The sequence below is a fragment of the Cellulophaga sp. L1A9 genome, assembly GCF_009797025.1.
Taxonomy (GTDB): Bacteria; Bacteroidota; Bacteroidia; order Flavobacteriales; family Flavobacteriaceae; genus Cellulophaga.
This window is the reverse complement of sequence record NZ_CP047027.1, coordinates 2,697,751-2,724,093: the sequence shown is the minus strand read 5'-3', so window position 1 is coordinate 2,724,093 and position 26,343 is coordinate 2,697,751. Positions and strand designations below refer to the sequence as shown.

Sequence of the window (26,343 nt, the reverse complement as noted above, 5' to 3'; positions counted from 1 at the left end):
TTTATTTATTTAAGTTCTTCAATAAACTTTGAACCATTTCGTAATCATCAAAATGAGCTCTCACACCGTTAATCTCTTGATAGGTTTCATGACCTTTTCCTGCGATTAAAATAATATCATTGGAATTAGCCAATTGACAAGCGGTTTTTATTGCTTGCTCTCTATTTTCAATAGTCAATGTTTTTCTAACATTTTGAGCTTCTACCCCTGCCTCTATCTCTTTTAGTATATCTTCTGGCTTTTCTGTTCTTGGATTATCAGAAGTAAAAACCACTGTAGTACTCATTTCTGAAGCAATACGCCCCATAACCGGACGCTTAGACCTATCCCTATCGCCACCACACCCTACAACAGTGATTACGTTTTCATTTCCTGTTCTCAATTTATTAATAGTATCAAGCACATTTTTAAGTGCGTCTGGCGTATGCGCATAATCTACAATTGCCGTAATTCTTTCTTTAGAAATAAAGTATTGAAATCTACCATCAACATTCTCTAATTCACTCAAAAGCCGTAATATTTCAAGTTGCTCCAAACCTAAAAGGTGTGCCGTACCATAAATTGCCAACATGTTATAGGCATTAAAATCTCCTATTAATTTTGACCATACTTCATGACCATCAATTTTTAAAAGCTGTCCATTAAATTGATTCTCTAATATTTGAGCTTTATAATCGGCATACGTTTTTAGCGCATAGGTATACTTTCTTGCCTTTGTATTCTGCAATATCACTAGCCCATTCTTATCATCAATATTGGTAAGGGCAAAAGCTTTTTTAGGAAGATTATCAAAAAGTAATTTTTTAGTATCCCTATACTCCGCAAAGGTTTTATGATAATCTAAATGATCATGAGATAGATTTGTAAAAATAGCTCCTTCAAAAGCTAAACCTTCTGTACGTTTTTGGTGTATCCCATGAGAACTCACCTCCATAAAACAGAATTCAACCCCCACATCATTCATCAATTTTAAATGATGATTTATTGTCATAGCATCTGGCGTCGTATGGCTCGTTTTATATTCAGTATCGTCTACCATGATTTTTATGGTAGAAATAAGTCCCACCTTAAAACCTGCTTTCTTAAATAGTTGATACAACAAGCTACTTACCGTTGTTTTCCCGTTTGTTCCTGTAACACCAACTAGTCTTAAATTTTTAGACGGATTGTCATAAAAATTAGACGCCATAATTGCCAAGGCTTTATTTCCATTATCTACGGCGACATACGTAACACCATCGACAATAGTTACTGGCATTTCCTCACAGATAATTGTCTTTGCGCCAAGCGAAATAGCCTTAGCTATATACTCGTGTCCATCAGTAATAGTTCCTTTTATTGCAATAAAAACATCATCTACAGTTACGATACGCGAATCGAAGCAAATAGAATTTACCACAACAGAAGTAGAACCGCTAACCGCAGTAATACTTACCCCAAACAATATGTCTTTAAGTGCTCTCATGATAATTCCAATACAATTACTCCTGCTGCGCTAATATTTACGCCTTTTGCAGACTGTTTTTTTACTTTACCGTATCCGGTAACTCTAACTTTTAATCCTAAATTTTCTAAAATTGCAATAGCATCCATGCCACTCATACCTTCTACATTTGGCACTTTGCTATATTTTTTTGACGCTTCAGCATAATACTGCTCGTACTTTTTCTCCAAACCAGGATCACTAATTTCTAAACCATCTACCTCATCTACTAAAGGAGAAGTGGTATATATTTTTTGAGCGACAGATTTAAATACTGGACCGGCAACATCTGCCCCGTAAATACCTACTTTTCTATCTGGCTCATGAATCACTACGATACAAGAATACTTAGGGTTGTCCGCAGGAAAATAGCCTGCAAAAGAAGAGATATATTGTAATTTATCAGGATCTTTAGCTACATAATTCTTCTGTGCTGTTCCTGTCTTACCGGCCATAGAAAAGTTTGGCGAATACAAGCTGTGGCCTGTACCATACTTTTTCTCTACCACATTCTTCAACATTTCTTTTACCTTTCCTATCGTTTCTTGCGAACAGATAGATGGATTTATTACTTCTTTATCAAACTTAAAAATACTTTTATCCCACTCTTTTACCTCTTTTAAAAGTCGCGGTTTAACCATTTCCCCATCATTTGCAATCGCATTATAAAATGTAAGCGTTTGCAAAGGCGTCAGCGAAACTTCATACCCATGAGACATCCATGCCAAAGAAATACCAGACCAACCTTTATCACCTGGATAGCGAATTACAGGAGCCCCTTCTCCTTTAATAGGAAGATCAAGCTTTCTATTCAGCCCCATATTCATTAAGCGATTGACATATTTTTCTGGGTTATCCTTATAGTTATTATAAATGATCTTAGCGAAAGCGGTATTTGAAGAAACCTCAAAAGCTTTAGCTGCAGAAATTTTCCCATAACCACCCCATTTAGAATCTCTTACTGTTTTATTGTACACTTTAAATAAGCCTTTTTCCGTATCAATAACTGTACTGGTATCTATAACATTATCCTCAAGCGCCACTACCATGGACATTAATTTAAATGTAGACCCAGGTTCATGTGACTCTCCTATAGCATAATTTAAACGTTCGTAATATTTATCACCCTCTGTTTTCCCTAGGTTTGAAATTGCTTTTATCTCACCTGTCTTGGTTTCCATAACAATCACACAACCATGATCTGCCTTATACTTTTCTAATTGCGCCAATAAAGCATGGTGGGCAATATCTTGTATATTTACATCTATAGTAGAATATACATCATACCCATCTTTTGGTTCTACAATGTTATCCATCCCAATAGGTTTCCATTGGTTTTTTGCTATTTTCTGCTTAAGACGACTTCCTTTGATTCCACTTAAATATTCTGTAAAAGCGCCTTCTAAACCAACACGAGTCGCATAGCCATTTTTATCAAATCTTTCATACCCTACGCTCCGCTCCGCTATCTTACCTAAAGGATGCTCGCGAACCGTATTTTGTTCTACAACAATACCACCACGGTTAGGTCCTTTTTCAAATAACGGAAATTTCTTAACCTGTATATAATCTGAATAATCTAGGTTCCTAACCACTAATGCGTACCTATTTTTATTTGCTTTTGCTTTGCGAAAAATCTGCTCGTAATGTGCTGCAGGCTTACCTAATAATTTTGATAAGGACTGGCATAAGGGTTTAATATTTTCTTTAAAATCCTTATCCTTTACGGTTACCGCATCAAAACGAATATTAAAACGAGAAACAGAGGTCGCTAATAAACTACCGTCTGCAGAATATAAATTTCCACGGTTAGGAGTAATCGTAAAAACCCTTTCCGTACGATCTTCAGCCAATTGACGGTACTTATCCCCATCTACCAACTGAATACTAAAAAGCTTTACAACCACTGCAACAGCGAATAGCAGCAGAAATACCGCTACTACATATAGTCTTGTTAATATTTTTTTATCTGTAACCGCCATTATTCAGCCGATTTAACTCTTATTTTATATGGTGGCGTTTCCGAAGGATACAACCCATCTTCACGCACTGTTTTTAATATTTCCGATTCAAGCTTTAATTTCTGAACATCTGTTTGCCCATCAATAAACTCACTTCGCAATTCTTTTACCTCTTCATTCAAAGCTGCTATTTGATGCACCTTACTATCCGCACCATGAGAACTAGCAATCATCACTGCTGCTAAAAAAGAAGTGAAAATGATAAAAATCCAATTTTTAGGAGCGTCCCCACTCACTAAAAACTTTCCTTTTAAGATATCTAACAAGCCCTTTCTCATGACTATTTTTTTGCTTTTGCTTTTGCCGCTATTCTTAATTTTGCACTACGCGCTCTATTATTGCTAGCAACCTCTTTTTTTGAAGGAACTGTTAATCCCCCTATTTTTTTAAGTGGTAGATTCATGTTTCCATAAAAATCCTTATCCGGCTCCCCTTCAAATTTTCCAGATCTAAAAAAGTTCTTTACCAATCTATCTTCCAAAGAATGATAGCTAATAACACTCAACCTACCTTCTTCGTTCAACAAATCTGGTACTTGCAACAAAAACTCTTTAATTACCTCAATCTCCTGATTCACCTCGATACGAATCGCTTGATAAATTTGAGCCAATATTTTATGCTCAACACGTGCTGGCAAAAACTGCTTTAATCCAGATTTTAACTGATCTGTAGTCTTTATTGGCGCTTCTTCTCTGTTTGCAACAATTGCAGTTGCTATGGCATTTGCATTTCTTAAATCACCATATTGAAATAAGACTCTACGCAGATCATCATACGTATAGTTGTTTACCACCTCAAAAGCAGAAACTGCATTTCGCTTACTCATTCGCATATCCAGATCAGCATCAAAACGAGTAGAAAACCCACGTTCTGCAACATCAAATTGGTGCGATGACACTCCGAAATCGCCTAAGATTCCGTCTACTTTTTTCACACCGTAAAACTTCAAAAACTGTCCAATGAATCTGAAATTTTCATGAATTAACACAAACCGTTCATCATCAATAGCATTCTTAAGCGCATCTTCATCTTGATCAAAAGCATACAACTTTCCTTTCTCACCCAAACGGCTCAAAATTTCTTTTGAGTGACCTCCACCACCAAAAGTAACATCCACGTAAATGCCGTCACTTTTAATATTTAGCCCATCAATAGACTCCTTTAATAAAACTGGATTATGATAATTCATCTTCGTCTCCTCCCATTACTTCTTCTGCCAACTCCGCAAAGTCAAGAGTGGTATCCTCCAACACTTTTTCGTAGCTGTCTTTATCCCAAATTTCAATAATATTTATAGCTGAACTTAACACTACCTCTTTTGCTATATTTGCAACATCAATTAAGTTCTTAGGAATTAATAATCTTCCCGTCGCATCAATCTCTACCACTTTAACACCCGCAGAAAAACGACGTATAAAATCATTGTTCTTTTTGATGAAGCGATTTTTTTTATTCATTTTCTCCATTAAAAGATTCCACTCTTTCATTGGATACAATTCTAGACAAGGCTGAAAGACAGAACGCTTGATTACAAAACCATCTGTTAACACCGGAGACATCTGGTTTTTAAGCGCAACAGGCAGCATTACCCTACCTTTAGCGTCCGCTTTACAATCATATGTTCCAATGAAATTGATCACTTTATTGTCCTTGTTTCAAATTATAACTCAAATATATTGATTTTATTACCACTATTTACCACTATTTACCACATTGTTAATAAATTCTAATATATTAGAGGTCTAATAACTTCTGAAAAAGACTCAAAAACCGACATTTAATTTTCAGAAAACAATAATTCAAGGCATAAAATTGGATTGTTAAATGACATTAAAACAAGTATAGATGTATTATTAGGAAATGTCTATATTTGCCATTACAGAATACAACCTACATTAATGGAAGAAGAGTTAATCACGGAAGGCAAATACAAGTATATTGAAGTAGGCGAAGGCACTCCAATAATCGTTTTACATGGGTTAATGGGTGGTTTAAGTAATTTTGAGGGAGTTCTGAATTATTTCCCAGATAAAGGATACAAAATTTTAGTGCCAGAATTACCGATATACGAGAAACCCCTTTTAAAAACTACAGTTAAAAGTTTCGCTAAATTTGTTGATGAGTTTATAAAACACAAAGGACTAAAAGATGTTATTCTTTTAGGAAATTCTTTGGGTGGGCATATTGGTTTATTACACACAAAATTATACCCAAAAAACGTAAAAGCCTTAATCATAACAGGAAGCTCTGGATTGTATGAAAGTGCAATGGGAGATGGCTACCCAAGAAGAGGTGATTATGAATTTATAAAGAAAAAAGCCCAAGATGTTTTTTATGATCCTGCGGTTGCTACGCCAGAAATTGTCGATGAAGTTTTTGCGACTGTTAATGACCGAATAAAGCTTGTAAAAACCTTGGCTATTGCAAAAAGTGCAATACGCCACAATATGGCAAAAGATTTACCTAAAATGACAACACCTACGTGTATTATTTGGGGTAGAAATGACAATGTTACACCTCCTGATGTAGCTGTTGATTTTCATAAATTATTACCTGATTCAGATTTATTCTGGATTGACAAGTGTGGCCATGCAGCAATGATGGAACACCCTGATGAATTTAATACCCTATTAGAAGCTTGGCTAAAAGCCCGAAAATTCTAAGAGAAAAAAAATACTCCATGAAAGTAAAGTCTGCCGAGTTTGTAATGAGCAATTCCAATGTGACCAACTGTCCTAAAGAAGCTATTCCTGAATATGCTTTTATAGGAAGGTCTAACGTAGGAAAATCTTCATTAATAAACATGCTAACCGACAAAAAGAGCTTAGCAAAAACATCAGGTAGGCCTGGAAAAACACAGCTAATCAATCATTTTAAAATCAATGATAGTTGGTACCTGGTAGATTTGCCTGGGTATGGGTATGCAAGAGTATCCAAAAGAGATAAAAAAACATTCCAGAGATATATTACTGATTATTTTAGAGAACGCAAGCAATTAGTTTCTGCTTTTGTGCTCGTAGACATTCGCCATGAACCACAAAAAGTAGATCTAGAATTTTTAGAATGGATGGGTGAAAACCAGATTCCGTTTTCCATTGTTTTCACAAAGGCGGATAAATTGAAACCAAACGTAATTCAGAAAAACGTTCAAACCTATATTGACCATTTACTAGAAAGCATGTGGGTAGAGGCGCCAAATTACTTTATTACTTCTGCTTCAAAAAATATTGGACAGGATGAAGTTCTTGATTATATAGATCTTATGAATGAAAATTTCAAAAAAGACAACTGGGCAGATTTCATCTAATCACCCTTAATTTAAAGTAGCCAAAACTTCACTCATTAAACTTTCAACGTTTTTCAGTGAATTCATTTTCTCAGTGGTCACAACCACTTCAAAATCCTCATCGGTCTCTGCAAGAACAATTGGAAATGTATATTTTTTGCCAAATTTAGAACTGTACATCTTCAAAAACTCATCTCTGTGAAGAAACTCCATTGGCGTAGTTGATTGTGCTCTAAATTTTCTCCAAACCTTGTTTTCTGTAAAAATACCAAAGGTGATATCACACAAGCTACATTCATAGGTACTTGGACTAAAAATTTTGTGCGCTGTATCTAATACCGCATTGTGTGTTCCTGAATTTGCATTATAAACAAAAATCAACTTTTCTACACTTACCTTTTCCATACTTCAACAACATTTATCTGTAGCCCAACAATACATTTCATTATGAAAAAACTAGACTATATATTATTTTCACAATCTTTATTACTGTACTTAAGTCTCAAAAATAAATTATTGCTTACAGCTCTGAAACGTTAAAAATAATACAACTACCGAAAAACACCTTCAATACATTACTTATATTGAAAACAATGATTATAAAAAATTACTTACCTAGTGAAGCAATGCTTTTTTTGGTAGCTGTACGCTAAAAAACTTGAATGACACCAAAAGGAATCATGGTGATATTAATCTTAAAGAATGGAGTAACACGATACCGAAGATGAAACAAAAGTATCCTGATTTAAAACTAATAATTCCTGGTCACGGAGATGCCGGTGGCCAGGAATTATTAAACTATACTATTGAACTATTTAAATGATCTTATTTTTTAAGCTCTAATTTTTCTGCAAAATAGTCGCAAAAATCTTTCATGGTTGCCGTCATTTTCTCATCCTGAGTAGCTTTCATAAAAGTATCAGACAAAGAAACTAAGGTTTGATGAAAAAATGTTTTCATTTCATCTACAGGCATATCTTTTGTCCATAAATCTATTTTAAGCGACTCTTGATTTTTACTATCCCAAACAGATAATAACATTGCCTTTACTTCTTCATTTTCAATACCGCCATCTTGAGCAGACCAATTAAGCGTTTCAGGCACCCTGTTTTCATCTAAACCTACGCGTAAAGTTATTTCTGATGTATGTAATTCTGCCATTATTTTCTAGGTTTGTAATTTGATTTATTAAAAATTTCTTCTGTAGGTATGGTTAGTAATTGCTGTAAGGTTATATCATTATTTGCCATGAACGCACGCACTATTTGCCACCCCATATACTGTCCTATACGACCAGGTGATTCATTATCTAACTCTAATTGAAATTTTGAAAATGGAGCCGGTTCTATAAATCTTGGTTGCAATTGTTTTTCCGTACTATACAGGAGTTCTCGCTCCACAAAATAACGCCAAATTTGCTCTTCATTAGCTTCTGCCCATTCTAATTGCTCTTGAGAATACCCAATACGTTGCGCTTCTGACTTAAAAGGCAATAACTTATCTTTTAAGTACAATTCTTTACCGTAATACACCAATTGATCTAAAAAAGTTCTTCCTATCTGACGCGGCATTACTGTGGCACTAAACTCTGAAGCTACATCACTGATAATATATTGCTTATCTAGTCCGTTTGAAATATAATTCTGAAAGCCTTTATAAAATTTATGTTCCTTGCCTAAATAGTTATCCAACCCAATTAACAACAGCGTATCTGCTAAAATAACCCTACTACCATAACTAACATCTGAAGTTAAGGTAACCACTCTTGGAATTGGAAACTTTGGAAAATAATACTTTACATGTTGAAAAAAGCGTGTTAACTCTTCTGTTTCCGTATCAAAGTTTGGAAATACTTTTTCTACTTCTGTATTTAATTCTATTTGAATCGTATCCTGCAATTTTAACATCCAAACACTATCTGCATATTGCTGCGGAAATAAATAAGGATATTTAGCTTTGGTTGCCCCCAGGTTTTCTACTGTTGTTTTCGCAAACTCCTGATCAAAACGATCTACTTGAACATCCACCGATATTTTATCAATCTCTTGAGCTACCTTATCTTCTTCCTCACAATTGTAAAAAAAGAATGATATAACTATTAAAAGAGCAAAAATTAACTTCTTCATATAAAGTAATTTCTATTAAGTTTTATTTATTAGTACTTAGGTTTTATTTTTACGAAGCAAAGTTAATTGTTTTCAACTTAAAAAAATAGCGCAATGCAAACGGAAAAAGTAATAAGTCACATCGTAGATTGGTTAAAAGATTATGCAACAAAGGCTAATATGAAAGGATTTGTCATAGGAATATCTGGCGGAATAGACTCCGCTATAACATCTACCTTATGTGCAAAAACAGGGCTAGACTTACTTTGTTTAGAAATGCCTATTCACCAAGCTGAAAATCAAGTAGGAAGAGCATCACGTCATATATCATGGTTACAAGAGAATTTTAATACTGTACATAGAAAAGAAATAAACCTTACTCCTGTATTTGATAGTTTAGTTGCCGCGATGCCAACTGTTGAAAATGAAGAAGAGCGGTTTATGTCTTTAGCAAATACGCGCGCCAGACTTAGAATGACCAGTTTATACTATTTTGCGGCCTTAGAAGCATATTTGGTTGCAGGCACTGGAAATAAGGTGGAAGACTTCGGTGTAGGATTTTACACCAAGTACGGAGATGGCGGAGTAGATTTGAGTCCGATTGCTGATTTGCTAAAAACAGAAGTTTGGGAAATTGCCAGAGCTTTAGGAGTAAACGAAGAAATAATCAACGCAGCCCCTACTGACGGCTTGTGGGGTGATGACCGTACGGACGAAGATCAAATTGGAGCATCATACCCTGAGTTAGAATGGGCTATGGAAATGATAGAAAAAGGTAAAACTGTAGATGATTTTACTGGTAGAAAAAAAGAGGTTATTACCATCTATAAGAGATTTAATACTGCAAACAAGCACAAAATGCTCCCCATCCCAGTTTGTAAGATTCCAAATGCATTAAAATAACCACTCACCTTATAATCAAGTGAATAAAACGAAAAAACCTGAAAAAATAGGGTAGTTTCATAAAAAAATATCAAATTTACACTAGAAATCAGATAAATAAACTTTACATTGCATGTCAGAAATTATTGGCTTTTACGTGTAATAAGTTGAATATCAATAAAAAATAAGGAACATGATCAAAGTATTAATTGCTGATAACCATCCAGTTGTAAGAGCGGGAATTAAGTTTGTATTAGATACAGCATCGGATTTTGAGGTTATTGCAGATGTCTCAACGACAACAGAATTGTTTGAAAATTTAGAAAGAATAAGCCCAGATGTAGTCATGTTAGAGATGGACATACCCGAAATTAACGGTATTGCCACTTTAAGAAGAATTAAAGCTGAGTATCCTGATGTAAAAGTTCTTATTTATAGTGGTCAATCTGAAGACGTTTACGCCCTTAGCACTATTAGAGCAGGAGCATATGGTTACTTATCCAAAGCTGCTGATTTAGATTATATTATTTCTGCTGTAAGAAAAGTAAGCAAAGGCGATATGTTCATTACCAATGAACTTGCACAGAGACTTGCTTTTGACGAAGGCACAAAAAAGCCAAGAAGATTTTTCAGAAAACTATCTACTAGAGAAGTTGAAGTTTTAAAAATGTTAGCTAGTGGTAAACGTAACAAAGATGTTGCTATTGGCTTAAACTTAAACGAAAAAACAGTTAGTACCTACAAAGCACGTTTAATGCGTAAACTTAATGTAGACAACTTAGTAGATTTATTACAACAAGCAAAAGCCTTGGAGTTATATTAATTCTAAAAACACATTATATATCATAAAAAAGCCTAGCATTGCTAGGCTTTTTTATTTTCAAATAAGTACCTTTTAAGATAAAACTCTATTTAACTTCTTATTCAACAATGTATTTAAATGAATGTAATTCATAATCTCCTCAAGGATTTCTCTATGATCATTCTCCAATTTCGTTGTTTCGCTTTGCAAGGCATTAATTCTGCGTTTAATTAAAAAGCAACGTAGTGTTAAAATAGTTTCATTGGTTAACTGCGCTATAGAAACTTCTTTCTTCTTTGGATAAATCTCTTTACGCGCCCAATCATGCAACATGTATTTTTCTTCCTCCATTAAAATGGAAGATATCTCAGAAACCATTTCCTGATCTAAGGGAGCAATGAATGTATTAATACTGAAATTATCATTTTCGTTAAGTTCTTGTATTAACTTGCTATAGATATTTCTAAACTTTTCATTACTCAATTCTATTTCATCATCTTGAAGATCTAAAAATATTTTCTCATAGACTTTTGATTCAATTTTTTCTGGCTCTAGCTCTAAATCTCCTTTTTCATTTTCTTTTAAAATAAGATCTTCAAACTCTTGAGGAGAATTCCCGTAGAGCAATAATATTTCAATAATTTTTCGCTCCAATTCAAATTGCACATCCACTTTCTGTCCAACCTCTTCATCCTTTACAACATTAAAGACTTGCGCTTTTTGTTCTTCCTTTACTTTCTTATGGGAATCGGAAACGTCTTTTTTATCAATCTGAGCTAAGGTGTTAAAAAGTACAGATTCAGATATGTTCATGATCTGAGCACATTCTTGAATGTAAATTTCTTTTTGGATGCGATCAGGGATTTTCGAAATACTATTAACGATATCACGAACAGTATCCGCTCTCTTTACAGGATCACTCTCTGCTTCTTTTATCAACAAAGAAGCTTTGAACTGTATAAAATCTTTTGAATTAGTCTTCAGGTACTCCAGAACCTCTTCAAGGGTATTAGCTCTAGCAAAGCTATCTGGATCTTCTCCTTCTGGAAACGAACAGATTTTTACATTCATCCCTTGCTCCAGAATTAAATCAATTCCACGTAAGGATGCTCGTAATCCTGCCGCATCACCATCAAACAAGACTGTAATATTCTTTGTCAGCCTATTTATCAAGCGAATTTGCTCTGGAGTTAATGCTGTCCCACTAGAGGCCACTACATTCTCAATTCCTCGTTGATGAAACTGTATTACATCTGTATACCCTTCTACCAAATAACAATTATCTTCTTTCGCTATCGCTTGCTTTGCATGGTAAATACCATACAACACTTTACTCTTATGGTAAATATCGCTCTCGGGTGAATTTAAATATTTAGCAGCCTTTTTATCATTCGTTAAAATACGTCCCCCAAAACCTAACACACGGCCGCTCAAAGACTGAATAGGAAACATGACACGCGCTTTAAAACGATCAAACTTCTTAGAATTCGCTGGGTTAGCAGCATCTTCCTTTACAATTGTGAGCCCTGTACCCGATAAATACTTTACTTGATAACCTTTCTCCAATGCCGCATTGGTAAAAGAATCCCAATTATCCAAGCAATATCCTAAAGCGAATTTTTTTATAGTTTCATCTGTAAAACCCCTTTCTTTAAAATACGAAAGACCAATTGCCTTACCTAATTCTGTGTTCCATAGAATATCTGTAAAGTATTTTTGAGCATATTCCGAAACCAAGTACATACTTTCCCGTTCATTGGCTTGTTCTTTTTGCTCATCATTCTGCTCTGTTTCCTCAATCTCTATATTGTACTTCTTTGCTAAGTGCTTAATAGCTTCAGGATATGTAAAATGTTCATGCTCCATTAAAAAAGCAACCACATTACCCCCTTTACCACTACTAAAATCTTTCCAAATTTGTTTTACAGGACTTACCATGAAACTAGGTGACCTTTCATCTGTAAAAGGACTCAAGCCTTTAAAGTTAGAACCTGATTTTTTTAATTGTACATAGTCGCCAATTACCTCCTCTAAACGAGCAGTTTCATACACTTTATCAATGGTAGATTTTGATATCAATTTTCAGTAGGGTTTATTTCAATGCTTTTTACACACTGGTTAAAGCACAAAGATAACAAACATATCACTGTTTTCAGGGGTTACTTTTTAGCTATCAATAGGGTTAAAAAACCTTCATAATTGCCGCAACTTTGTACCAGAAATAATAACAAATAAATAATTAATCTTTTTAAAACTAAACATTATGATCTGGGGAATTACACTCGTATTATTAAGCATCATCGCAGTACCATCTTTAATCTTATCAAAAAAACCAAACGCTAAAGAATTATTAGAAAAAATTGAGCCTTACCAAGCATGGATCGGAATGGTATTCTGTTTCTGGGGAATTTGGGGAATAATAAGTGCTGTATTAAATATTGGATGGTTAACAGTAGCGCCAATATGGTGGATTACTTTCTTAGCAGGAAATATAGTTTCTGCTGCACTAGGGTTCATGTTAGGATTTGGATTGATAAACAAATACGTCCTTTCTAAAAATGAAAATGCAAAAGAGAAAGCAGATAAAATACGTGCTAAAATTGCTCCGAAACAAGGAAAATTAGGCGTATTAGGCCTTATTGTAGGTGCTTGGATGATTGTTGCCTCTTTTCTTTTCGCTGTCTAACAACAGCATAAACTGCTGTAAATAAAAGCACTATGAAAAAATATATTATTCAAACCTTTATTTTACTATTCACTATGACTGCAATGGCTCAAACGACCCCACCAAGTATAAGTGTTAACGGAACAACAACATACACCATTAAGCCTACATTTATTGCTAAAATGATTCTTAGCTTAAACAACGTGTATTACGATGCTCCTGGGATGACTTTTCCAGAATTAAAAGAAAGCTACTTCGCTGCTTTAAAAAAGCACGGTATTGACCTTAAGGCATTGAAAGAAGACAAGTTTGCATATGAGCTCTTACGCTTTGAAAAGGAAGGAACTTACTTTGAGTTTGAAACCAACTCTAAAGAAACGCTTGAGAAGTTTATTTCTATAAAAGCATTTGGGGTGTCACAATCTGATTCTAGCTTTGAGTACACCTTAACTGATGATGAGATCGCTACGTATGCAAAAGAAGCGTATGACAATGCTAAAGCAAAGGCAGAGGCTATCGCAAAGAAAATAAATCGTAAAGTGGGTAAAGCATTATATATCCACGACAATAGTTCAAATAAAATGTCTGAGTCACTTTATTATGGTGCTGATTTCTCAAAAAGAGACTACCAAATTTCGGTTTCTTTTGAATTGCTATAAACCTTTAGTTGGTTGTTTGTAGAGAAGACCTTGCGTACTATTACCGGTATTGTTTTTAGGAAACTTGCGCAAGGTTCTTCTTATTTTTAAAATAAATAGTATGCTATTTTTTATCTTTGAGTTTAAAACTAAAGCATGATTCTATTTTTTGGAACAAGAACAGGAAAAACAATTCAAAGAGAATTGAAAACAAGTTCTTGTACCTTCTGTCAACAGAGAAGCACACTACACTTTTCTGAAAGCAGCACTTATTTTCATCTGTTTTGGATTAAACTTTTCAAGATAGCAACCACAAAAACAATAGCTTGCTCGCACTGTAAAAGAGTGTATTACGAAAATGAATTCTCAGTAGAAATGCAGCAAGAAATTAATTTAAATTAAAAAGCCAAGACTAAGTCTTGGCTTTTTTGTTTTAATCCAAATCAAACCGAAGTCCTAAGGAAATATTATGCTGATCTACAAGTGCATCTTTAAAAATAGGATTTAAATCATACTTTACATATAACTGCGTATTTCCAAAACCTGCATAGGCACTAAGTCCATAAATTAAATTACTGGTATTATAATCTCTTTTTAATTTATCTTTTACGTTCTTCCCATCAACTTCATATTTCAATTTTTGGCGTGTCCCCAAATTAAAACCTCCATATCCCCCAATACCGAAACGGAATTTCTTGTACACATCATATCTTATCGTTTTATCCGTTTTTGTCAATTTAGACGGACCAAATTCAAAATGAATAGGGAATACCAAATTATCCATCCGTAGTTTTGCCTTATCTAAATCGTACTGAAAATCCTCCAGTGTTGTTTGCCCATCATTAACCACAAAATATTGATTATTCTTAGCTTTTAACCCATTGAATTGGAAAGAAAATCCATAATTAAAGCGCATAAAATTGCTATTCTTAAATACACGTGTTCTCCATTGCCAACCCATCTCAAAAAAACGACTCCCTCCTATTTTGTATGGAGAATCTTCTAAAGATTGATCCTCAATAATAGCATTATTTAGACCTACAGCGATAACAAAATCTGAATAGGTACGTCTATCATATTTTAAATCTAACTTTTTCTTATCCGTATCTATGTTGATACCGAACAACCGGTCTTCGCCATCATCCTTTGAACCCCAATTAATTTCCACCATAGAACCACTGGTACCTAAGGAGTCTAAAGCCAATACTTGACCGCCATTACGTTCTAATAGCGCAATTTCATGATCTATAATACTTAATCTATTTTCAATATTCAAAGCACGTTTTTTTGCCGCATCTTCTTTTAATTGCTGGGCTTCTATTTCTGTAATTTCTTTAGCATCTAGCTGCTTCATAATCGAAGCAATTTCTACCTTAAGGGCATGTTTTTCCTGTACTGTTATTTCTGATTTCAACTGATTTAAGGAAACAACTTTGCTCTTATAGTCTTCTTGCCCCAACACGTTTTGTGCCAAAAGACCAAAGTATAATATTGCGATATATAGTATAGTGATTTTCATGTGATGATTATTTTTTTGATTATTAATTAATGAACAAACTCCTCCCTGTTCCTTTTCTAAATACAGCTGATATCAGAAAAGAAAAAATAATATTATAAATAGGTGTTGATTTTTAGTTATTACGATCTGCGACTGCAGTTCTTACTTTAAAAAAGCCATCTTTTAAGGTATCAAACAAGTGATCTCTAAAGGATGTATCCAATTCATTTTCAGCTTCATCCAATAGTGCCATTGCATCTACCTTGTTTGATGTTGATTTAAAAATTTTATCCGCTAATATTTCACGCTCTGCTTTTCTTAATAATGCATCTATCTCTGCATCGGAAACTACCGCATTATTGGATTCTAAAGCATCTACCTGAGCTACAAGATCTTTTATTTTTGAATTGATGATTTCATCTTTATTGAAAACATTTTCATTAACCTCTTTAATACTGTTATCTTCTTTCAATACTGTTTCTGCAATTTCAAGATCGGAAGCAACAACAGTAGTCGTTGACTTATGGAGCGCATTTTTTAATACATCCGCTTCCTTTTCTTCTTCTAAAGCAACTGCATTTAAAGAATTCTCCTTGCTTTTATTCGCTACAGGCGGTAAAGCAAATTGTTCTATTGGCGCTTCAAGATCTTTCCTTTCATCGCTATTTGTGTTTACAATAGTCGTTTCAGGAAGAACTGCATTGTTTTCTGTGCCTATAAAAAAGACAAAAGATGCAATTAGCAACCCAATAAGGCAAGCTGCAACAGCATACCAAGCAAAACCTTTTGATTTTTTTACTGGAGCAGATGCTATCTGTCCAGAAATTTTATCCCAAGCATTTGCAGATGGCGTTATCATACGCTCATCTAACTTTTCTTTTATATGTTCTTCAAATTTAATTGGTGCCATAACTTACTATTTTTTGTTCCTTCATTTGCTCTTGGAGCGTTCTTCTTGCTTTAAATAATTGCGATTTTGAGGTGCTTTCAGAAATATTCAACATTTCCGCAATTTCGCTGTGTTTATAACCTTCTACCGCATACAACACAAAAACCATCTTGTATCCTTCCGGAAGCTTATCAATTAGTAGCTGTATTTGTTCTGCATCTACTTCTGATGAGAACGAAATTTGAGATGTCGTATTTCTCTCAAAAACATCATCATCAAACACTACAAATTGTTTTTTACGTAAATAGGTAATTGATTCTCGAATCATGATTCTACGAATCCAACCCTCAAAACTACCTTCAAATTTAAAAGTGTCTAAATACTTAAAAACTTTTACAAAACCAGTCACCATAACATCCTCTGAAAAAGCAGAATCTTTAACATATTGCCGACAAACACTGAGCATTTTAGGCGCATTCTTCTCATAAATATGCTTCTGAGCTTGCGCGTTTCCAGCTACAGCTTTTTTAATCAGAAGTTTTTCGTTAGTATAAAAAGAAATAATCTTCAACGTGTTATAGTTTTAGTTTCTATAAAGATAGACGAGACAGCTTTGGAAAAGGTTGCCTAGGAATTGAAAAAAAATGAAAAAAAATTCTAAAATACTGATTTACAGCTAAATAAAAATATTATATTTTTCTATCCACTACATAATTCACCATGAGTTGCAGTGAATTTTTATAATCCGAATCTGGATACGTGTCCAATATTGCTAGTGCTTGATCTTTAAACGCTATCATTTTTGTTACCGCATAATCAAGTCCACCGTTATCTTTTACAAAATTGATAACCTCTTTTACGCGTTTTTTATCTTTGTTGTGGTTCTTTATGGAGTTAATGACCCACTTCTTGTCCTTTTTAGAACAGTTATTTAACACATAGATTAAAGGAAGGGTCATCTTTTGCTCTTTAATATCTATACCAGTAGGTTTACCGATAGCGGCATCCCCATAATCAAACAAATCATCTTTTATTTGAAAAGCCATTCCACAATATTCTCCAAACTTCCTAAAAACCTCAACCTCTTCAGAATCGGGTTTTACAGAGCATGCCCCCAAACTACAGCAAGCCGCGATTAAGGTTGCAGTTTTCTGACGGATAATTTCATAATAAATATCTTCGGTAATATCTAAGCGACGGGCTTTTTCTATTTGCAGTAATTCTCCCTCGCTCATCTCACGTACGGCTACAGAAATAATTTTAAGCAAATCAAAATCACCATTATCTATGGAGAGCAATAATCCTTTAGACAGAAGGTAATCCCCAACCAAAACCGCTATTTTATTCTTCCAAAGTGCATTGATAGAGAAAAACCCTCGGCGTTTATTACTTTCGTCTACCACATCATCATGTACCAATGTAGCAGTATGGATCAGCTCAATAACAGAAGCCCCACGATAGGTCCTTTCATTTACCTCGCCATTATTAATCAATTTAGAGGTAAGAAAGACGAACATTGGTCGCATTTGCTTTCCTTTTCTATTAACAATGTAGTGGGTAATTCTATTTAGAAGTGCAACTTTAGAAGTCATGGATTCATAGAACTTCTTTTCAAAAAGTTCCATTTCCTCTATAATGGGTTCTTTTATTTGGTCTACAACTTTCACAAATAATAATCCTGTAATTAGGGTTTGGGTTAGTTCTTTGTAAAATTAGCTAAAAAATACAAGCAGGCTAATCTGCACGGCTTTAATTTATAGAGAAATAAGTCAGAAATGAATTTTAGAACGTCACCCCTGAAATCAGGGGTGAAACTTTCACTAACACTAGGGGGTTGCATAGGGAGTATTATCTTCTATATTTGCCAAAGGAAATAATAATTAAACATTTTAAAATGAAGAAAAAATTTATTGTATCGTTAGCTATTTTATTAGTTGGAGGTTTAAGTGCTACACAAGCTCAGAAATTAAAAAAATTCGGTAGCTCTGTTGAGAAAAAGGTTGGGCCAAAAACTATTAAAGTTCCTTATACCGATGTCATTTCGTATTTAGGATATGCTGAATCTGGCAATGAAGATGAAGTTAAAGACAACAAAAAGTTTTATTACATCTATGTATGGGTTCCTTTAGCTGCTCCAGAATTAGGAGTACGTATGGTTTCGCCAACAGACGGAAAAACTAAAGGTGCTACAGCATCAAAAGAGTATACTGAAAATGCAAGCTCTGAAGATTTCTTTGACACGTATATTACCTTAGAGCGTTCTGATATTATTTCTAGTGACGGACTTACAGATAGCAGTGCAAAAGCAGCTAACTGGGTTACTTTAGCTAGTAATGACGATAGTTCTGAGATGCCTAAGCAACCAAGTGGAAGCAGCTACAACTCACTTTTAAGATACAAAAGTGAAATGAGTAATCCTGCAAAAGCAATTACCGCTGGATTATACAGAGTTGGTTTTACTACGTACAAAACAGGTGAAGTAAAAGGAACATTTATGGCTGAAGTTGCTGCCCCTATTAAATTACCAGGAGTAGTAATGGCTAAAACAATTGAAGAATTAAATGCTAAGATTGCAGAATAATTTAAATTGTTTAAAGTATTAAATAATAAAAAGGGGGTTGTTTTAAAACAACCCCCTTTTTTTATGATTTATTTGCTAATTGACCGCAAGCGGCATCAATATCTTTTCCTCGAGATCTACGTACTGTAACAGCAATATTATGCTGCTCTAAAGTATTCACATACATATCAATAGCGGCATTTGAAGCTTGCTGAAATTCGCCATCATCTATAGGATTATATTCTATTAAATTTACTTTAGAAGGCGCAAACTTGCAAAAATCGACCAAAGCATCAACATCTTTCTGACTGTCATTAATCCCCTTCCAAATTACATATTCGTAAGTAATTCTACTTTTTGTTTTTGCATACCAATATTGTAACGACTGTCTTAAGTCCGTAAGTGTAAAATTAGCATTAAACGGCATGATAGAAGTTCTAATTTCATCAATAGCGGAATGCAATGAAACCGCTAATTTAAATTTAACCTCATCATCTGCCATTTTACGAATCATTTTTGGCACCCCTGAAGTAGAAACCACAATACGCTTCGGAGACACCCCTAATCCTTCGGGAGATGTAATCTTATCTATTGCCTTTAAAACGTTATTGTAGTTCATTAAAGGCTCTCCCATCCCCATGAAAACAATATTACTCAAGGGGCGATTGAAATACAATCTACTTTCATTGTCTATTGCCACTACTTGATCATAAATCTCATCGGGATTTAAGTTACGCATACGCTTTAAGCGTGAGGTAGCACAGAACTTACAATCTAAACTGCACCCTACTTGACTAGACACACAAGCTGTTGTTCTTGTTTTTGTGGGAATTAAAACGGACTCCACAATTAAATCATCATGTAAGCGCACCGCATTTTTTATAGTCCCATCATTACTGCGCTGCATGACATCTACCTTTATATGGTTGATGACAAAATTCTGAGTTAACATGTCTCTAGTTTCTTTAGAAACATTAGTCATTGCTTCAAAAGAGTGCGCCCCTTTTTGCCAAAGCCATTCATAGACTTGATTGCCCCTAAAAGCTTTGTCACCATTGGCAACGAAGAACTCTCGCAATTGCTCTTTGGTTAAGGCACGTATATCTTTTTTTTTAATTGTATCCACGTAATAAAGGTAATTATTTTTAAAAATTGCATTAAAAAATAAATCCCGCCAAGACTAATTAGCTCAAGCGGGATTCATTTAACAAATAAAGGATCGTTATATGATTAACATTGCATCACCATAAGAATAGAATTTATATCCTTCTAAAATAGCTTCTTTATATGCTTTTTTCATTAAATCATGGCCCATAAAAGCAGATACCATCATCAACAAAGTAGATTTTGGTAAATGAAAGTTGGTTACCATACAATTTGCAATACTAAATTCATAAGGAGGGAAAATAAATTTATTTGTCCAACCTTCGTATGTGTTTAATGTATGTTGTGAAGAAACACCGCTCTCTAGACCTCTCATCGCTGTAGTTCCTATTGCACAAATACGTTTTTTATTTTTCTTAGCATTATTAACTATTTCCGTTGTTTTTTCGTCAATAATTAATTCTTCACTATCCATTTTATGTTTCGATAAATCCTCTACCTCAACTGGGTTAAAAGTACCTAATCCTACATGTAATGTTAATTCCGCAAAATCTATTCCTTTAATTTCTAAACGCTTTAATAAATGCTTAGAAAAGTGCAACCCTGCTGTTGGTGCCGCTACTGCCCCTTCATGCTTTGCATAAATAGTTTGGTAACGCTCAGCATCTTCTGCTTCTGTTTCTCTTTTTATATATTTTGGTAATGGAGTATCCCCAAGTTCTTTTAGTTTTCTCCTAAAGTCTGTGTAAGAACCGTCATATAAAAAACGAAGTGTTCTACCTCTAGAGGTTGTATTGTCAATAACTTCTGCTACCAAAGTATCATCATCACCAAAATACAATTTATTACCAATACGAATTTTACGTGCAGGATCTACTAAAACATCCCAAAGACGTTGCTCTTCGTTTAATTCTCTTAATAAAAATACTTCAATACGCGCACCCGTTTTTTCTTTATTCCCGTAAAGTCTTGCCGGAAAAACTTTGGTGTTATTTAATACCATGACATCACCTTCATCGAAGTAATTAATCATATCCTTGAACATTTTATGTTCAATTTTACCTGTTTCTCTATGAATTACCATCAACTTGGATTCGTCTCTATTTTCTGCAGGGTATTCTGCTAATAGCTCCTCTGGTAATTCAAAATTAAATCCGGATAATTTCATGTATCAATTATTTGTTATTGTTAATGCGGCTGCAAAGATACAATCCTGAATAGGGCGTTGTCAAGTAAAACACCTTTTATATTTTCAAATAATGAGTACTAAAGTCTCTTTACTAGTGATTTACTAGTAAAAGCACCAAAAAATTCATCATTTTTTTAATTGTAATGCTTTCTATTGCTCGTGAACACCAATTCCTAAAGTAGCCATGTCTTTCCAAAAATCTGGAAATGACTTAGAAACTACTTCCGAATTGTTAATATAAACAGAAGTTTTTAAGGCTAAAGGGGCAAAAGCCATCGCCATGCGGTGATCGTTATATGTATCAATCGCAACATCCGCATTAATAGTCGTAGCCGTATCTAAAGTTAAAGTTTTATCTGTAACAGAGATCATAGCACCAAGTTTAGACAGTTCTACATCTAAGGCCTCCAATCTATCTGTTTCTTTAATTTTTAATGTATGCAAACCCGTAAGATGACAAGACATTTGCAAAGCGAAACAGGTCACTGCAATTGTTTGGGCAATATCAGGGGCATTAGCTAAATCCCACTCTAAGATTTCAATTTGTGGCTCCTTTACTTTATGAAGTTCAATCTTATTGTTTATAAAAACAGTATCTACACCAAATTTCTTATACACCTCTGCCAAAACACTATCTCCTTGTAGGCTATCTTGTTTATAAGAGGATAATCCAATTTTAGAGCCTATTTCTGACAAGGCAGCGATACTATAAAAATAGGACGCAGAACTCCAATCTGACTCAACTACTAAAGTTTGATTTTCGACCGTTTTTTTTGGAGCTACTTTGATGCTATTTCCTTCAAATGAATTTTCTATCCCCAATTGAGTCAAAAGTGCCAATGTCATTTTTATATAAGGAACAGAGGTAATTTTACCTAGCAACTCTAAGCTTATACCATTTTCTAAACTTGGCGCTGTTAACAGTAGCGCAGAGATGTACTGACTACTAATATTTGCAGGTAAGGAAACTTCATTTTTAGTAATATTTTTTCCTGTAATTTTTATTGGAGGATAACCCTCATTACTCACATAACTTATTTCGGCTCCTAATGCTCTTAAAGCCTCTACCAAAACACCTATTGGGCGCTCCGTCATACGCTTAGACCCAGTTAAAACAACTTCTTTCCCCTCTTGCGTTGCAAAATAAGCAGTTAAAAAACGCATTGCTGTACCCGCATGATGAATATCTACTTCACCACTTTCAATACTTAATCCTTTTGCCATTACTTGGGCATCATCAGAATTAGAAACGTTTTCTATCTTAATATTTGGATACAAAGCTTGTAATAATAAAATACGATTAGACTCACTTTTAGAGCCTGTAACTTTGATATTTCTTAAGATATGATTACTCTCTGGAGGTGTTAAATGTAATTTCAATATAGTATGATTTAGAAATTTTCTAGACTGGAAAAATTAAGCGGTAAAGATACTACTATTTCAATTTTTTATTGTCATGATGTCTATCGTGATCACGCTTTGTTTTGAAATCTAACTTTTTATCAAAAGCTTGTTGCAAATCTATTCCTGTTTGGTTTGCCAAACATAGAACAACAAAGACAACATCGGCTAATTCTTCACCAAGGTCTTTATTTTTATCAGATTCTTTTTCACTTTGCTCACCATATCTACGAGCAATAATACGCGCTACCTCACCAACCTCCTCTGTTAATTGAGCCATATTTGTTAACTCGTTAAAGTAACGAACTCCATGTTCTTTAATCCAAGTATCTACCGCTTTTTGTGAATCTGAAATATTCATGATTTATATATTTATTCTTTATTTTTTGTATCCATACAAATGGTTACCGGACCATCATTCAAAAGTTCCACGTTCATGTCTGCTCCAAAAACTCCCGTTCCAATCTTCTTACTTAAGTCTTGCTCTAGCTTTAAAATAAATTGTTCATAAAGTGGTACCGCAACTTCTGGTCTTGCTGCTTTTGTATACGAGGGGCGATTCCCCTTTTTGGTCGCAGCATGTAGGGTAAACTGACTAACCACCAAAGCATCCCCTTCTACTTCCAAAAGAGACCTATTCATAACACCATCAGGATCATTAAAAATACGAAGATTTGCTATTTTTCTAGAAAGCCATTCTATATCCTCCTTGTTATCTGCGTCTTCAATACCCAAGAGAATAAGTAATCCAGCATTAATCTTAGAAATTAATACCCCATCTACGCTTACACTAGCTTTTGTAACCCTTTGTAATACTGCTCTCACTTTTTCTCTCCGTAAATATCTGTTCTATAATTTTCTTCTTCACCTTTAACCATTTGCACATAACTACGATATCTGCTCCATGCAACTTCATCATTATCTAAAGCATCTTTCACAGCACATTTAGGTTCTTCAATATGCAAACAATTATTAAATTTACATTTTTGTTTTAATGCAAAAAATTCTGGGAAATAATTTCCTATTTCTTCTTTTTCCATATCAACAATACCAAACCCCTTGATTCCAGGTGTATCAATAATTCTAGCACCAAAGTCTAAATCGTACATTTCAGCAAATGTTGTGGTATGTTGCCCTTGAGCATGCTGTACAGATATCTTTTTAGTCTTCAGGTCCAATTTTGGTTCAACCGCATTGACTAAGGTAGATTTCCCAACACCTGAATGGCCCGAAAACATACTGGTTTTACCCACCATGAACTCTTTTACTTTATCAATATTTTTTCCAGTGGTAGAAGAAATACCGATACAGGTATATCCAATACTTCTGTAGAGCGCAGCTAGATATTTAATTTCATCTAACTCCTCGTCTTTATACGTATCTATTTTATTGAATAAAAGAATAGCCGGAATATGATATGCCTCTGCGGTCACTAAAAAACGATCTATAAAACTTGTAGAGGTTGGTGGGTTGTTTAACGTAATCATCAAGAATACTTGATCTAAATTTGCTGCAATTATATGCGTTTGTTTAGATAAGTTTACAGATTTACGAATAATGTAATTTCTACGAGTGGCAATATCGTTAATAATCCCAACAGTTTCATCACCAATAGTTTCCACTTCAAAAGTAACATTATCTCCAACAGAGACTGGATTGGTACTTTTAATTCCTTTTATCCGGAATTTTCCTTTAATTCTGCATTCGTAAAAGCTACCTTCTTCGGTTTTTACAGTGTACCAACTCCCAGTAGATTTATATACGACTCCTTGCATTTACTTCTTTTTCGATTTTGAAACACAAAATAACAACTTTTATGCGTAACACAGCACAAGAAACCAAGTTGCTTTTGCTCTTATCAAATGTAATAAAGATATTTACAAATGCTACTGTTATTCCATTATCCGAACTCTACCCCCGGCAAATGTATTTTTATTTACTTGATCTGGGTTTCCATAAACATCAACATCTCCTCCTGCTTTAATTTTAATATCGATTTTTTTAGAGGCATAAACTTCTGCTTCTCCTGCTGCGGTAATTTTTACCGTTGCCGTTTCTGTTCTTAATTCTCTTCCTTCAAAGATGCCTCCCGTATTTAAAACTATCTCTTGATTTTTCGCCATCCCTGAAGCATTAATACTACCGCCAGTAACGGCACGCACCTTAAGATAATCAACATCTAGCCCCACTTTTATTTGAGCACCTTCTTGAGTCTTAAGCTCAATCATATTCTGCTCTATAGTCGCGTTTGAAGTTATTTTAGCGCCTTCATTCCCATCAATTAAACTCAGGTCTGTATAATACACCTCTACGAATGTATCTTCTCCATGGAATTTTTTTTCCAATTCCATACGAACTTTAAGCACTCCATTGTTATTCACTAATTTAATATCGTCTACATTTTTCCCTTTGATCAACACTTTATTCTCTTCAGATTTTATAAGATTCACCTCAATAAGATCAAAAACCTTTATCTCATGGAAACTCCCCATATCTCTATCTACAATTCGTTGCGAGAAAGCACTAAGGGTCATTATAAAAAAGGAAGCGAGTAGTAAATTTTTCATATCGTGATTATTTTAATTTTTATAAAGACAAGAACTTCTTTCCAATGTTACACTTTTAACACTGAAGTTGTTCAAAATTATTCTATTTCAGCGAAAAGCTTAAATTAATTCCATAAAAAAACCCACTTAAAGAAGTGGGTTTTGATTTTATAACTTGAGTAGCACTTAAGAGTTTATAACTTTCTCTTGGTGATTGATAGATTCTTGATGAATTGCTTTAAACATTTTTAAGACAAACTCTTCACTTAAGCCTTTAGATTCTCCTTCTAGAATCATAGCTCCTAAAATTTGGTTCCATCTGTTTGATTGAAGAACAGCAACGTTTTTTTGTTTTTTCAATCCTCCAATGCCGTCAGAAATTTTCATTCTCTTCCCAAGCATTTCAATTAATTGAGCATCTACAACATCTATCTGAGCTCTTAAATTACTCAATTCGCTATTATATTCTGCTTCAGGATCAGACTCTTTTCTAATTTTCAAATCACGCATGATCTGAATTAATTTTTCTGGAGTCACTTGCTGTGCAGCATCACTCCATGCATTTTCAGGATCAAAATGTGTTTCAACCATCAATCCATCAAAATTAAGATCTAAAGCGGTTTGACAAACATCAAAAATCATTTCTCTATTTCCTGTAATATGAGATGGATCATTAATTAAAGGTAAATCTGGAAATTTATTCTGGAACTCAATCGCTATTTGCCATTCTGGAATATTTCTATATTTTGTTTTCTCATAAGTAGAGAAACCTCTATGAATTGCTCCCAAATTTTTAACACCAGCAGTCTTTAATCTTTCAATACCACCTAACCAAAGCGCTAAATCTGGATTTACCGGATTTTTTACCAATACAATTTTATCCGTTTCTCCTAAAGCATCAGCAATTTCTTGCATGATAAAAGGACTTACAGTAGAACGTGCACCGATCCATAACAAATCAATATCATGTTCTAAAGCTAATTTTACATGTGCTGCATTAGCAACTTCTGTACAAGTTTTCATACCTGTTTCTGCCTTTACTTTTTGTAACCACTTTAAACCTAAAGCTCCTACACCCTCAAACATTCCAGGACGAGTTCTTGGTTTCCAAATACCAGCGCGGTAATAATTTACATCAGTATCTTTTAATTGATGTGCAATTTTCAGTACTTGCTCTTCAGTTTCCGCACTACATGGCCCTGCTATTACTAGAGGATGATCTAGTTTCATATCATCCAACCATGTTCTCATTTGTTTTGAATTCTCCATCTCTT

At 34.3% G+C, this 26,343-nt stretch carries 30 protein-coding genes; 9 read left to right on the top strand and 21 right to left on the bottom strand.

Translation table 11 applies throughout. The features are described from left to right. Window position 1 precedes the first annotated feature (1 nt). From GQR94_RS11835 to mraZ, 5 genes are read right to left on the bottom strand one after another with little or no spacing between them, the layout of a single operon-like run. Entirely contained in the window at window positions 2-1,465 is a 1,464-nt protein-coding gene (locus tag GQR94_RS11835) for a UDP-N-acetylmuramoyl-L-alanyl-D-glutamate--2,6-diaminopimelate ligase (RefSeq protein ID WP_158975697.1), read from the bottom strand. Further along, window positions 1,462-3,465 carry a penicillin-binding protein gene (locus tag GQR94_RS11830; RefSeq protein ID WP_158975696.1) on the bottom strand — a complete coding sequence of 668 codons (2,004 nt, stop codon included), beginning with the start codon at window positions 3,463-3,465 and terminating at the stop codon, window positions 1,462-1,464. The genes GQR94_RS11835 and GQR94_RS11830 overlap by 4 nt, the downstream gene beginning before the upstream one ends. Further along, window positions 3,465-3,782, bottom strand: a complete 318-nt coding sequence (locus GQR94_RS11825; RefSeq protein WP_158975695.1) for an FtsL-like putative cell division protein — start codon at window positions 3,780-3,782, stop codon at window positions 3,465-3,467. Before GQR94_RS11825 ends, GQR94_RS11830 begins: the two co-directional genes overlap by 1 nt. A gap of 2 nt (window positions 3,783-3,784) precedes the next feature. After that, the gene (rsmH, locus tag GQR94_RS11820) at window positions 3,785-4,693 is read right to left on the bottom strand and encodes a 16S rRNA (cytosine(1402)-N(4))-methyltransferase RsmH (RefSeq protein WP_158975694.1); all 909 of its coding nucleotides are present in this window, start codon (window positions 4,691-4,693) and stop codon (window positions 3,785-3,787) included. Then, a complete protein-coding gene (gene mraZ, locus GQR94_RS11815) occupies window positions 4,680-5,144 on the bottom strand; it encodes a division/cell wall cluster transcriptional repressor MraZ (RefSeq protein ID WP_158975693.1) in 465 nt (154 codons plus the stop codon). Before mraZ ends, rsmH begins: the two co-directional genes overlap by 14 nt. A gap of 258 nt (window positions 5,145-5,402) precedes the next feature. On the opposite strand from mraZ, the gene GQR94_RS11810 reads away from it, so the two are divergent. After that, window positions 5,403-6,167, top strand: a complete 765-nt coding sequence (locus tag GQR94_RS11810; protein ID WP_158979590.1) for an alpha/beta fold hydrolase — start codon at window positions 5,403-5,405, stop codon at window positions 6,165-6,167. A 17-nt stretch (window positions 6,168-6,184) separates the two neighbouring features. Then, complete coding sequence (yihA, locus tag GQR94_RS11805) at window positions 6,185-6,811, top strand: ribosome biogenesis GTP-binding protein YihA/YsxC (protein WP_158975692.1); 627 nt, start codon at window positions 6,185-6,187, stop codon at window positions 6,809-6,811. Window positions 6,812-6,817: 6 nt separating this feature from the next. Here yihA and GQR94_RS11800 read toward each other — a convergent pair whose 3' ends face one another. Next, on the bottom strand, window positions 6,818-7,195 hold the full coding sequence (locus GQR94_RS11800) for a GTPase (RefSeq protein ID WP_158975691.1): 378 nt from the start codon (window positions 7,193-7,195) through the stop codon (window positions 6,818-6,820). A 253-nt stretch (window positions 7,196-7,448) separates the two neighbouring features. On the opposite strand from GQR94_RS11800, the gene GQR94_RS11795 reads away from it, so the two are divergent. Then, window positions 7,449-7,613 carry a hypothetical protein gene (locus GQR94_RS11795; RefSeq protein ID WP_158975690.1) on the top strand — a complete coding sequence of 55 codons (165 nt, stop codon included), beginning with the start codon at window positions 7,449-7,451 and terminating at the stop codon, window positions 7,611-7,613. Between the two features lie 2 nt (window positions 7,614-7,615). Here GQR94_RS11795 and gldC read toward each other — a convergent pair whose 3' ends face one another. Further along, window positions 7,616-7,951, bottom strand: a complete 336-nt coding sequence (gene gldC, locus GQR94_RS11790) for a gliding motility protein GldC (protein WP_158975689.1) — start codon at window positions 7,949-7,951, stop codon at window positions 7,616-7,618. Then, a complete protein-coding gene (gene gldB / locus GQR94_RS11785; protein WP_158975688.1) occupies window positions 7,951-8,916 on the bottom strand; it encodes a gliding motility lipoprotein GldB in 966 nt (321 codons plus the stop codon). Before gldB ends, gldC begins: the two co-directional genes overlap by 1 nt. Before the next feature lie 93 nt (window positions 8,917-9,009). On the opposite strand from gldB, the gene nadE reads away from it, so the two are divergent. Further along, window positions 9,010-9,798, top strand: coding sequence for an NAD(+) synthase (gene nadE / locus GQR94_RS11780; RefSeq protein ID WP_158975687.1), 789 nt, complete (start codon window positions 9,010-9,012; stop codon window positions 9,796-9,798). Between the two features lie 172 nt (window positions 9,799-9,970). After that, entirely contained in the window at window positions 9,971-10,600 is a 630-nt protein-coding gene (locus GQR94_RS11775) for a response regulator transcription factor (RefSeq protein WP_158975686.1), read from the top strand. 72 nt (window positions 10,601-10,672) lie between these two features. Here the strand turns inward: GQR94_RS11775 and dnaG are convergent, their stop codons facing one another. After that, window positions 10,673-12,658, bottom strand: coding sequence for a DNA primase (dnaG, locus tag GQR94_RS11770; RefSeq protein WP_158975685.1), 1,986 nt, complete (start codon window positions 12,656-12,658; stop codon window positions 10,673-10,675). A 184-nt stretch (window positions 12,659-12,842) separates the two neighbouring features. Between dnaG and GQR94_RS11765 the strand changes: the two genes are divergently transcribed. The 3 genes from GQR94_RS11765 to GQR94_RS11755 all read left to right on the top strand — a co-directional run bounded on the left by GQR94_RS11765 (window position 12,843) and on the right by GQR94_RS11755 (window position 14,284). Continuing rightward, a complete protein-coding gene (locus GQR94_RS11765; RefSeq protein ID WP_158975684.1) occupies window positions 12,843-13,265 on the top strand; it encodes a hypothetical protein in 423 nt (140 codons plus the stop codon). 32 nt (window positions 13,266-13,297) lie between these two features. Then, the gene (locus GQR94_RS11760; RefSeq protein WP_158975683.1) at window positions 13,298-13,903 is read left to right on the top strand and encodes an SIMPL domain-containing protein; all 606 of its coding nucleotides are present in this window, start codon (window positions 13,298-13,300) and stop codon (window positions 13,901-13,903) included. Between the two features lie 135 nt (window positions 13,904-14,038). Continuing rightward, complete coding sequence (locus tag GQR94_RS11755) at window positions 14,039-14,284, top strand: zinc-ribbon domain-containing protein (protein ID WP_158975682.1); 246 nt, start codon at window positions 14,039-14,041, stop codon at window positions 14,282-14,284. Window positions 14,285-14,315: 31 nt separating this feature from the next. Here GQR94_RS11755 and GQR94_RS11750 read toward each other — a convergent pair whose 3' ends face one another. The 4 genes from GQR94_RS11750 to GQR94_RS11735 form a co-directional block, all read right to left on the bottom strand. After that, window positions 14,316-15,401, bottom strand: coding sequence for a hypothetical protein (locus GQR94_RS11750; RefSeq protein WP_158975681.1), 1,086 nt, complete (start codon window positions 15,399-15,401; stop codon window positions 14,316-14,318). A gap of 112 nt (window positions 15,402-15,513) precedes the next feature. Further along, window positions 15,514-16,290 carry a hypothetical protein gene (locus GQR94_RS11745; RefSeq protein ID WP_158975680.1) on the bottom strand — a complete coding sequence of 259 codons (777 nt, stop codon included), beginning with the start codon at window positions 16,288-16,290 and terminating at the stop codon, window positions 15,514-15,516. Next, window positions 16,277-16,840 (bottom strand): RNA polymerase sigma factor, encoded by a 564-nt coding sequence (locus GQR94_RS11740; protein WP_158975679.1) that lies wholly within the window; start codon window positions 16,838-16,840, stop codon window positions 16,277-16,279. The genes GQR94_RS11745 and GQR94_RS11740 overlap by 14 nt, the downstream gene beginning before the upstream one ends. Window positions 16,841-16,958: 118 nt before the next feature. After that, on the bottom strand, window positions 16,959-17,936 hold the full coding sequence (locus GQR94_RS11735; RefSeq protein WP_158975678.1) for a polyprenyl synthetase family protein: 978 nt from the start codon (window positions 17,934-17,936) through the stop codon (window positions 16,959-16,961). A 227-nt stretch (window positions 17,937-18,163) separates the two neighbouring features. On the opposite strand from GQR94_RS11735, the gene GQR94_RS11730 reads away from it, so the two are divergent. After that, complete coding sequence (locus GQR94_RS11730; RefSeq protein ID WP_158975677.1) at window positions 18,164-18,850, top strand: Lipl32 family lipoprotein; 687 nt, start codon at window positions 18,164-18,166, stop codon at window positions 18,848-18,850. A 61-nt stretch (window positions 18,851-18,911) separates the two neighbouring features. Here the strand turns inward: GQR94_RS11730 and rlmN are convergent, their stop codons facing one another. The 8 genes from rlmN to GQR94_RS11690 all read right to left on the bottom strand — a co-directional run bounded on the left by rlmN (window position 18,912) and on the right by GQR94_RS11690 (window position 26,338). Continuing rightward, window positions 18,912-19,955: a 23S rRNA (adenine(2503)-C(2))-methyltransferase RlmN gene (gene rlmN / locus GQR94_RS11725; protein ID WP_158975676.1), complete on the bottom strand. Its 1,044-nt coding sequence runs from the start codon at window positions 19,953-19,955 to the stop codon at window positions 18,912-18,914. Window positions 19,956-20,051: 96 nt separating this feature from the next. Beyond that, the gene (gene queA / locus GQR94_RS11720; protein ID WP_158975675.1) at window positions 20,052-21,101 is read right to left on the bottom strand and encodes a tRNA preQ1(34) S-adenosylmethionine ribosyltransferase-isomerase QueA; all 1,050 of its coding nucleotides are present in this window, start codon (window positions 21,099-21,101) and stop codon (window positions 20,052-20,054) included. Between the two features lie 171 nt (window positions 21,102-21,272). Continuing rightward, complete coding sequence (gene aroA, locus GQR94_RS11715; RefSeq protein ID WP_158975674.1) at window positions 21,273-22,502, bottom strand: 3-phosphoshikimate 1-carboxyvinyltransferase; 1,230 nt, start codon at window positions 22,500-22,502, stop codon at window positions 21,273-21,275. A 55-nt stretch (window positions 22,503-22,557) separates the two neighbouring features. Then, a complete protein-coding gene (locus tag GQR94_RS11710; RefSeq protein ID WP_158975673.1) occupies window positions 22,558-22,884 on the bottom strand; it encodes a nucleotide pyrophosphohydrolase in 327 nt (108 codons plus the stop codon). An 11-nt stretch (window positions 22,885-22,895) separates the two neighbouring features. Then, window positions 22,896-23,348 (bottom strand): D-aminoacyl-tRNA deacylase, encoded by a 453-nt coding sequence (gene dtd, locus GQR94_RS11705; protein WP_158975672.1) that lies wholly within the window; start codon window positions 23,346-23,348, stop codon window positions 22,896-22,898. Next, the gene (rsgA, locus tag GQR94_RS11700; protein ID WP_158975671.1) at window positions 23,345-24,298 is read right to left on the bottom strand and encodes a ribosome small subunit-dependent GTPase A; all 954 of its coding nucleotides are present in this window, start codon (window positions 24,296-24,298) and stop codon (window positions 23,345-23,347) included. Before rsgA ends, dtd begins: the two co-directional genes overlap by 4 nt. 117 nt (window positions 24,299-24,415) lie before the next feature. Further along, the gene (locus tag GQR94_RS11695) at window positions 24,416-25,090 is read right to left on the bottom strand and encodes a head GIN domain-containing protein (protein ID WP_158975670.1); all 675 of its coding nucleotides are present in this window, start codon (window positions 25,088-25,090) and stop codon (window positions 24,416-24,418) included. 165 nt (window positions 25,091-25,255) lie between these two features. Further along, complete coding sequence (locus GQR94_RS11690) at window positions 25,256-26,338, bottom strand: bifunctional 3-deoxy-7-phosphoheptulonate synthase/chorismate mutase type II (protein WP_013550954.1); 1,083 nt, start codon at window positions 26,336-26,338, stop codon at window positions 25,256-25,258. Window positions 26,339-26,343 lie beyond the last annotated feature (5 nt).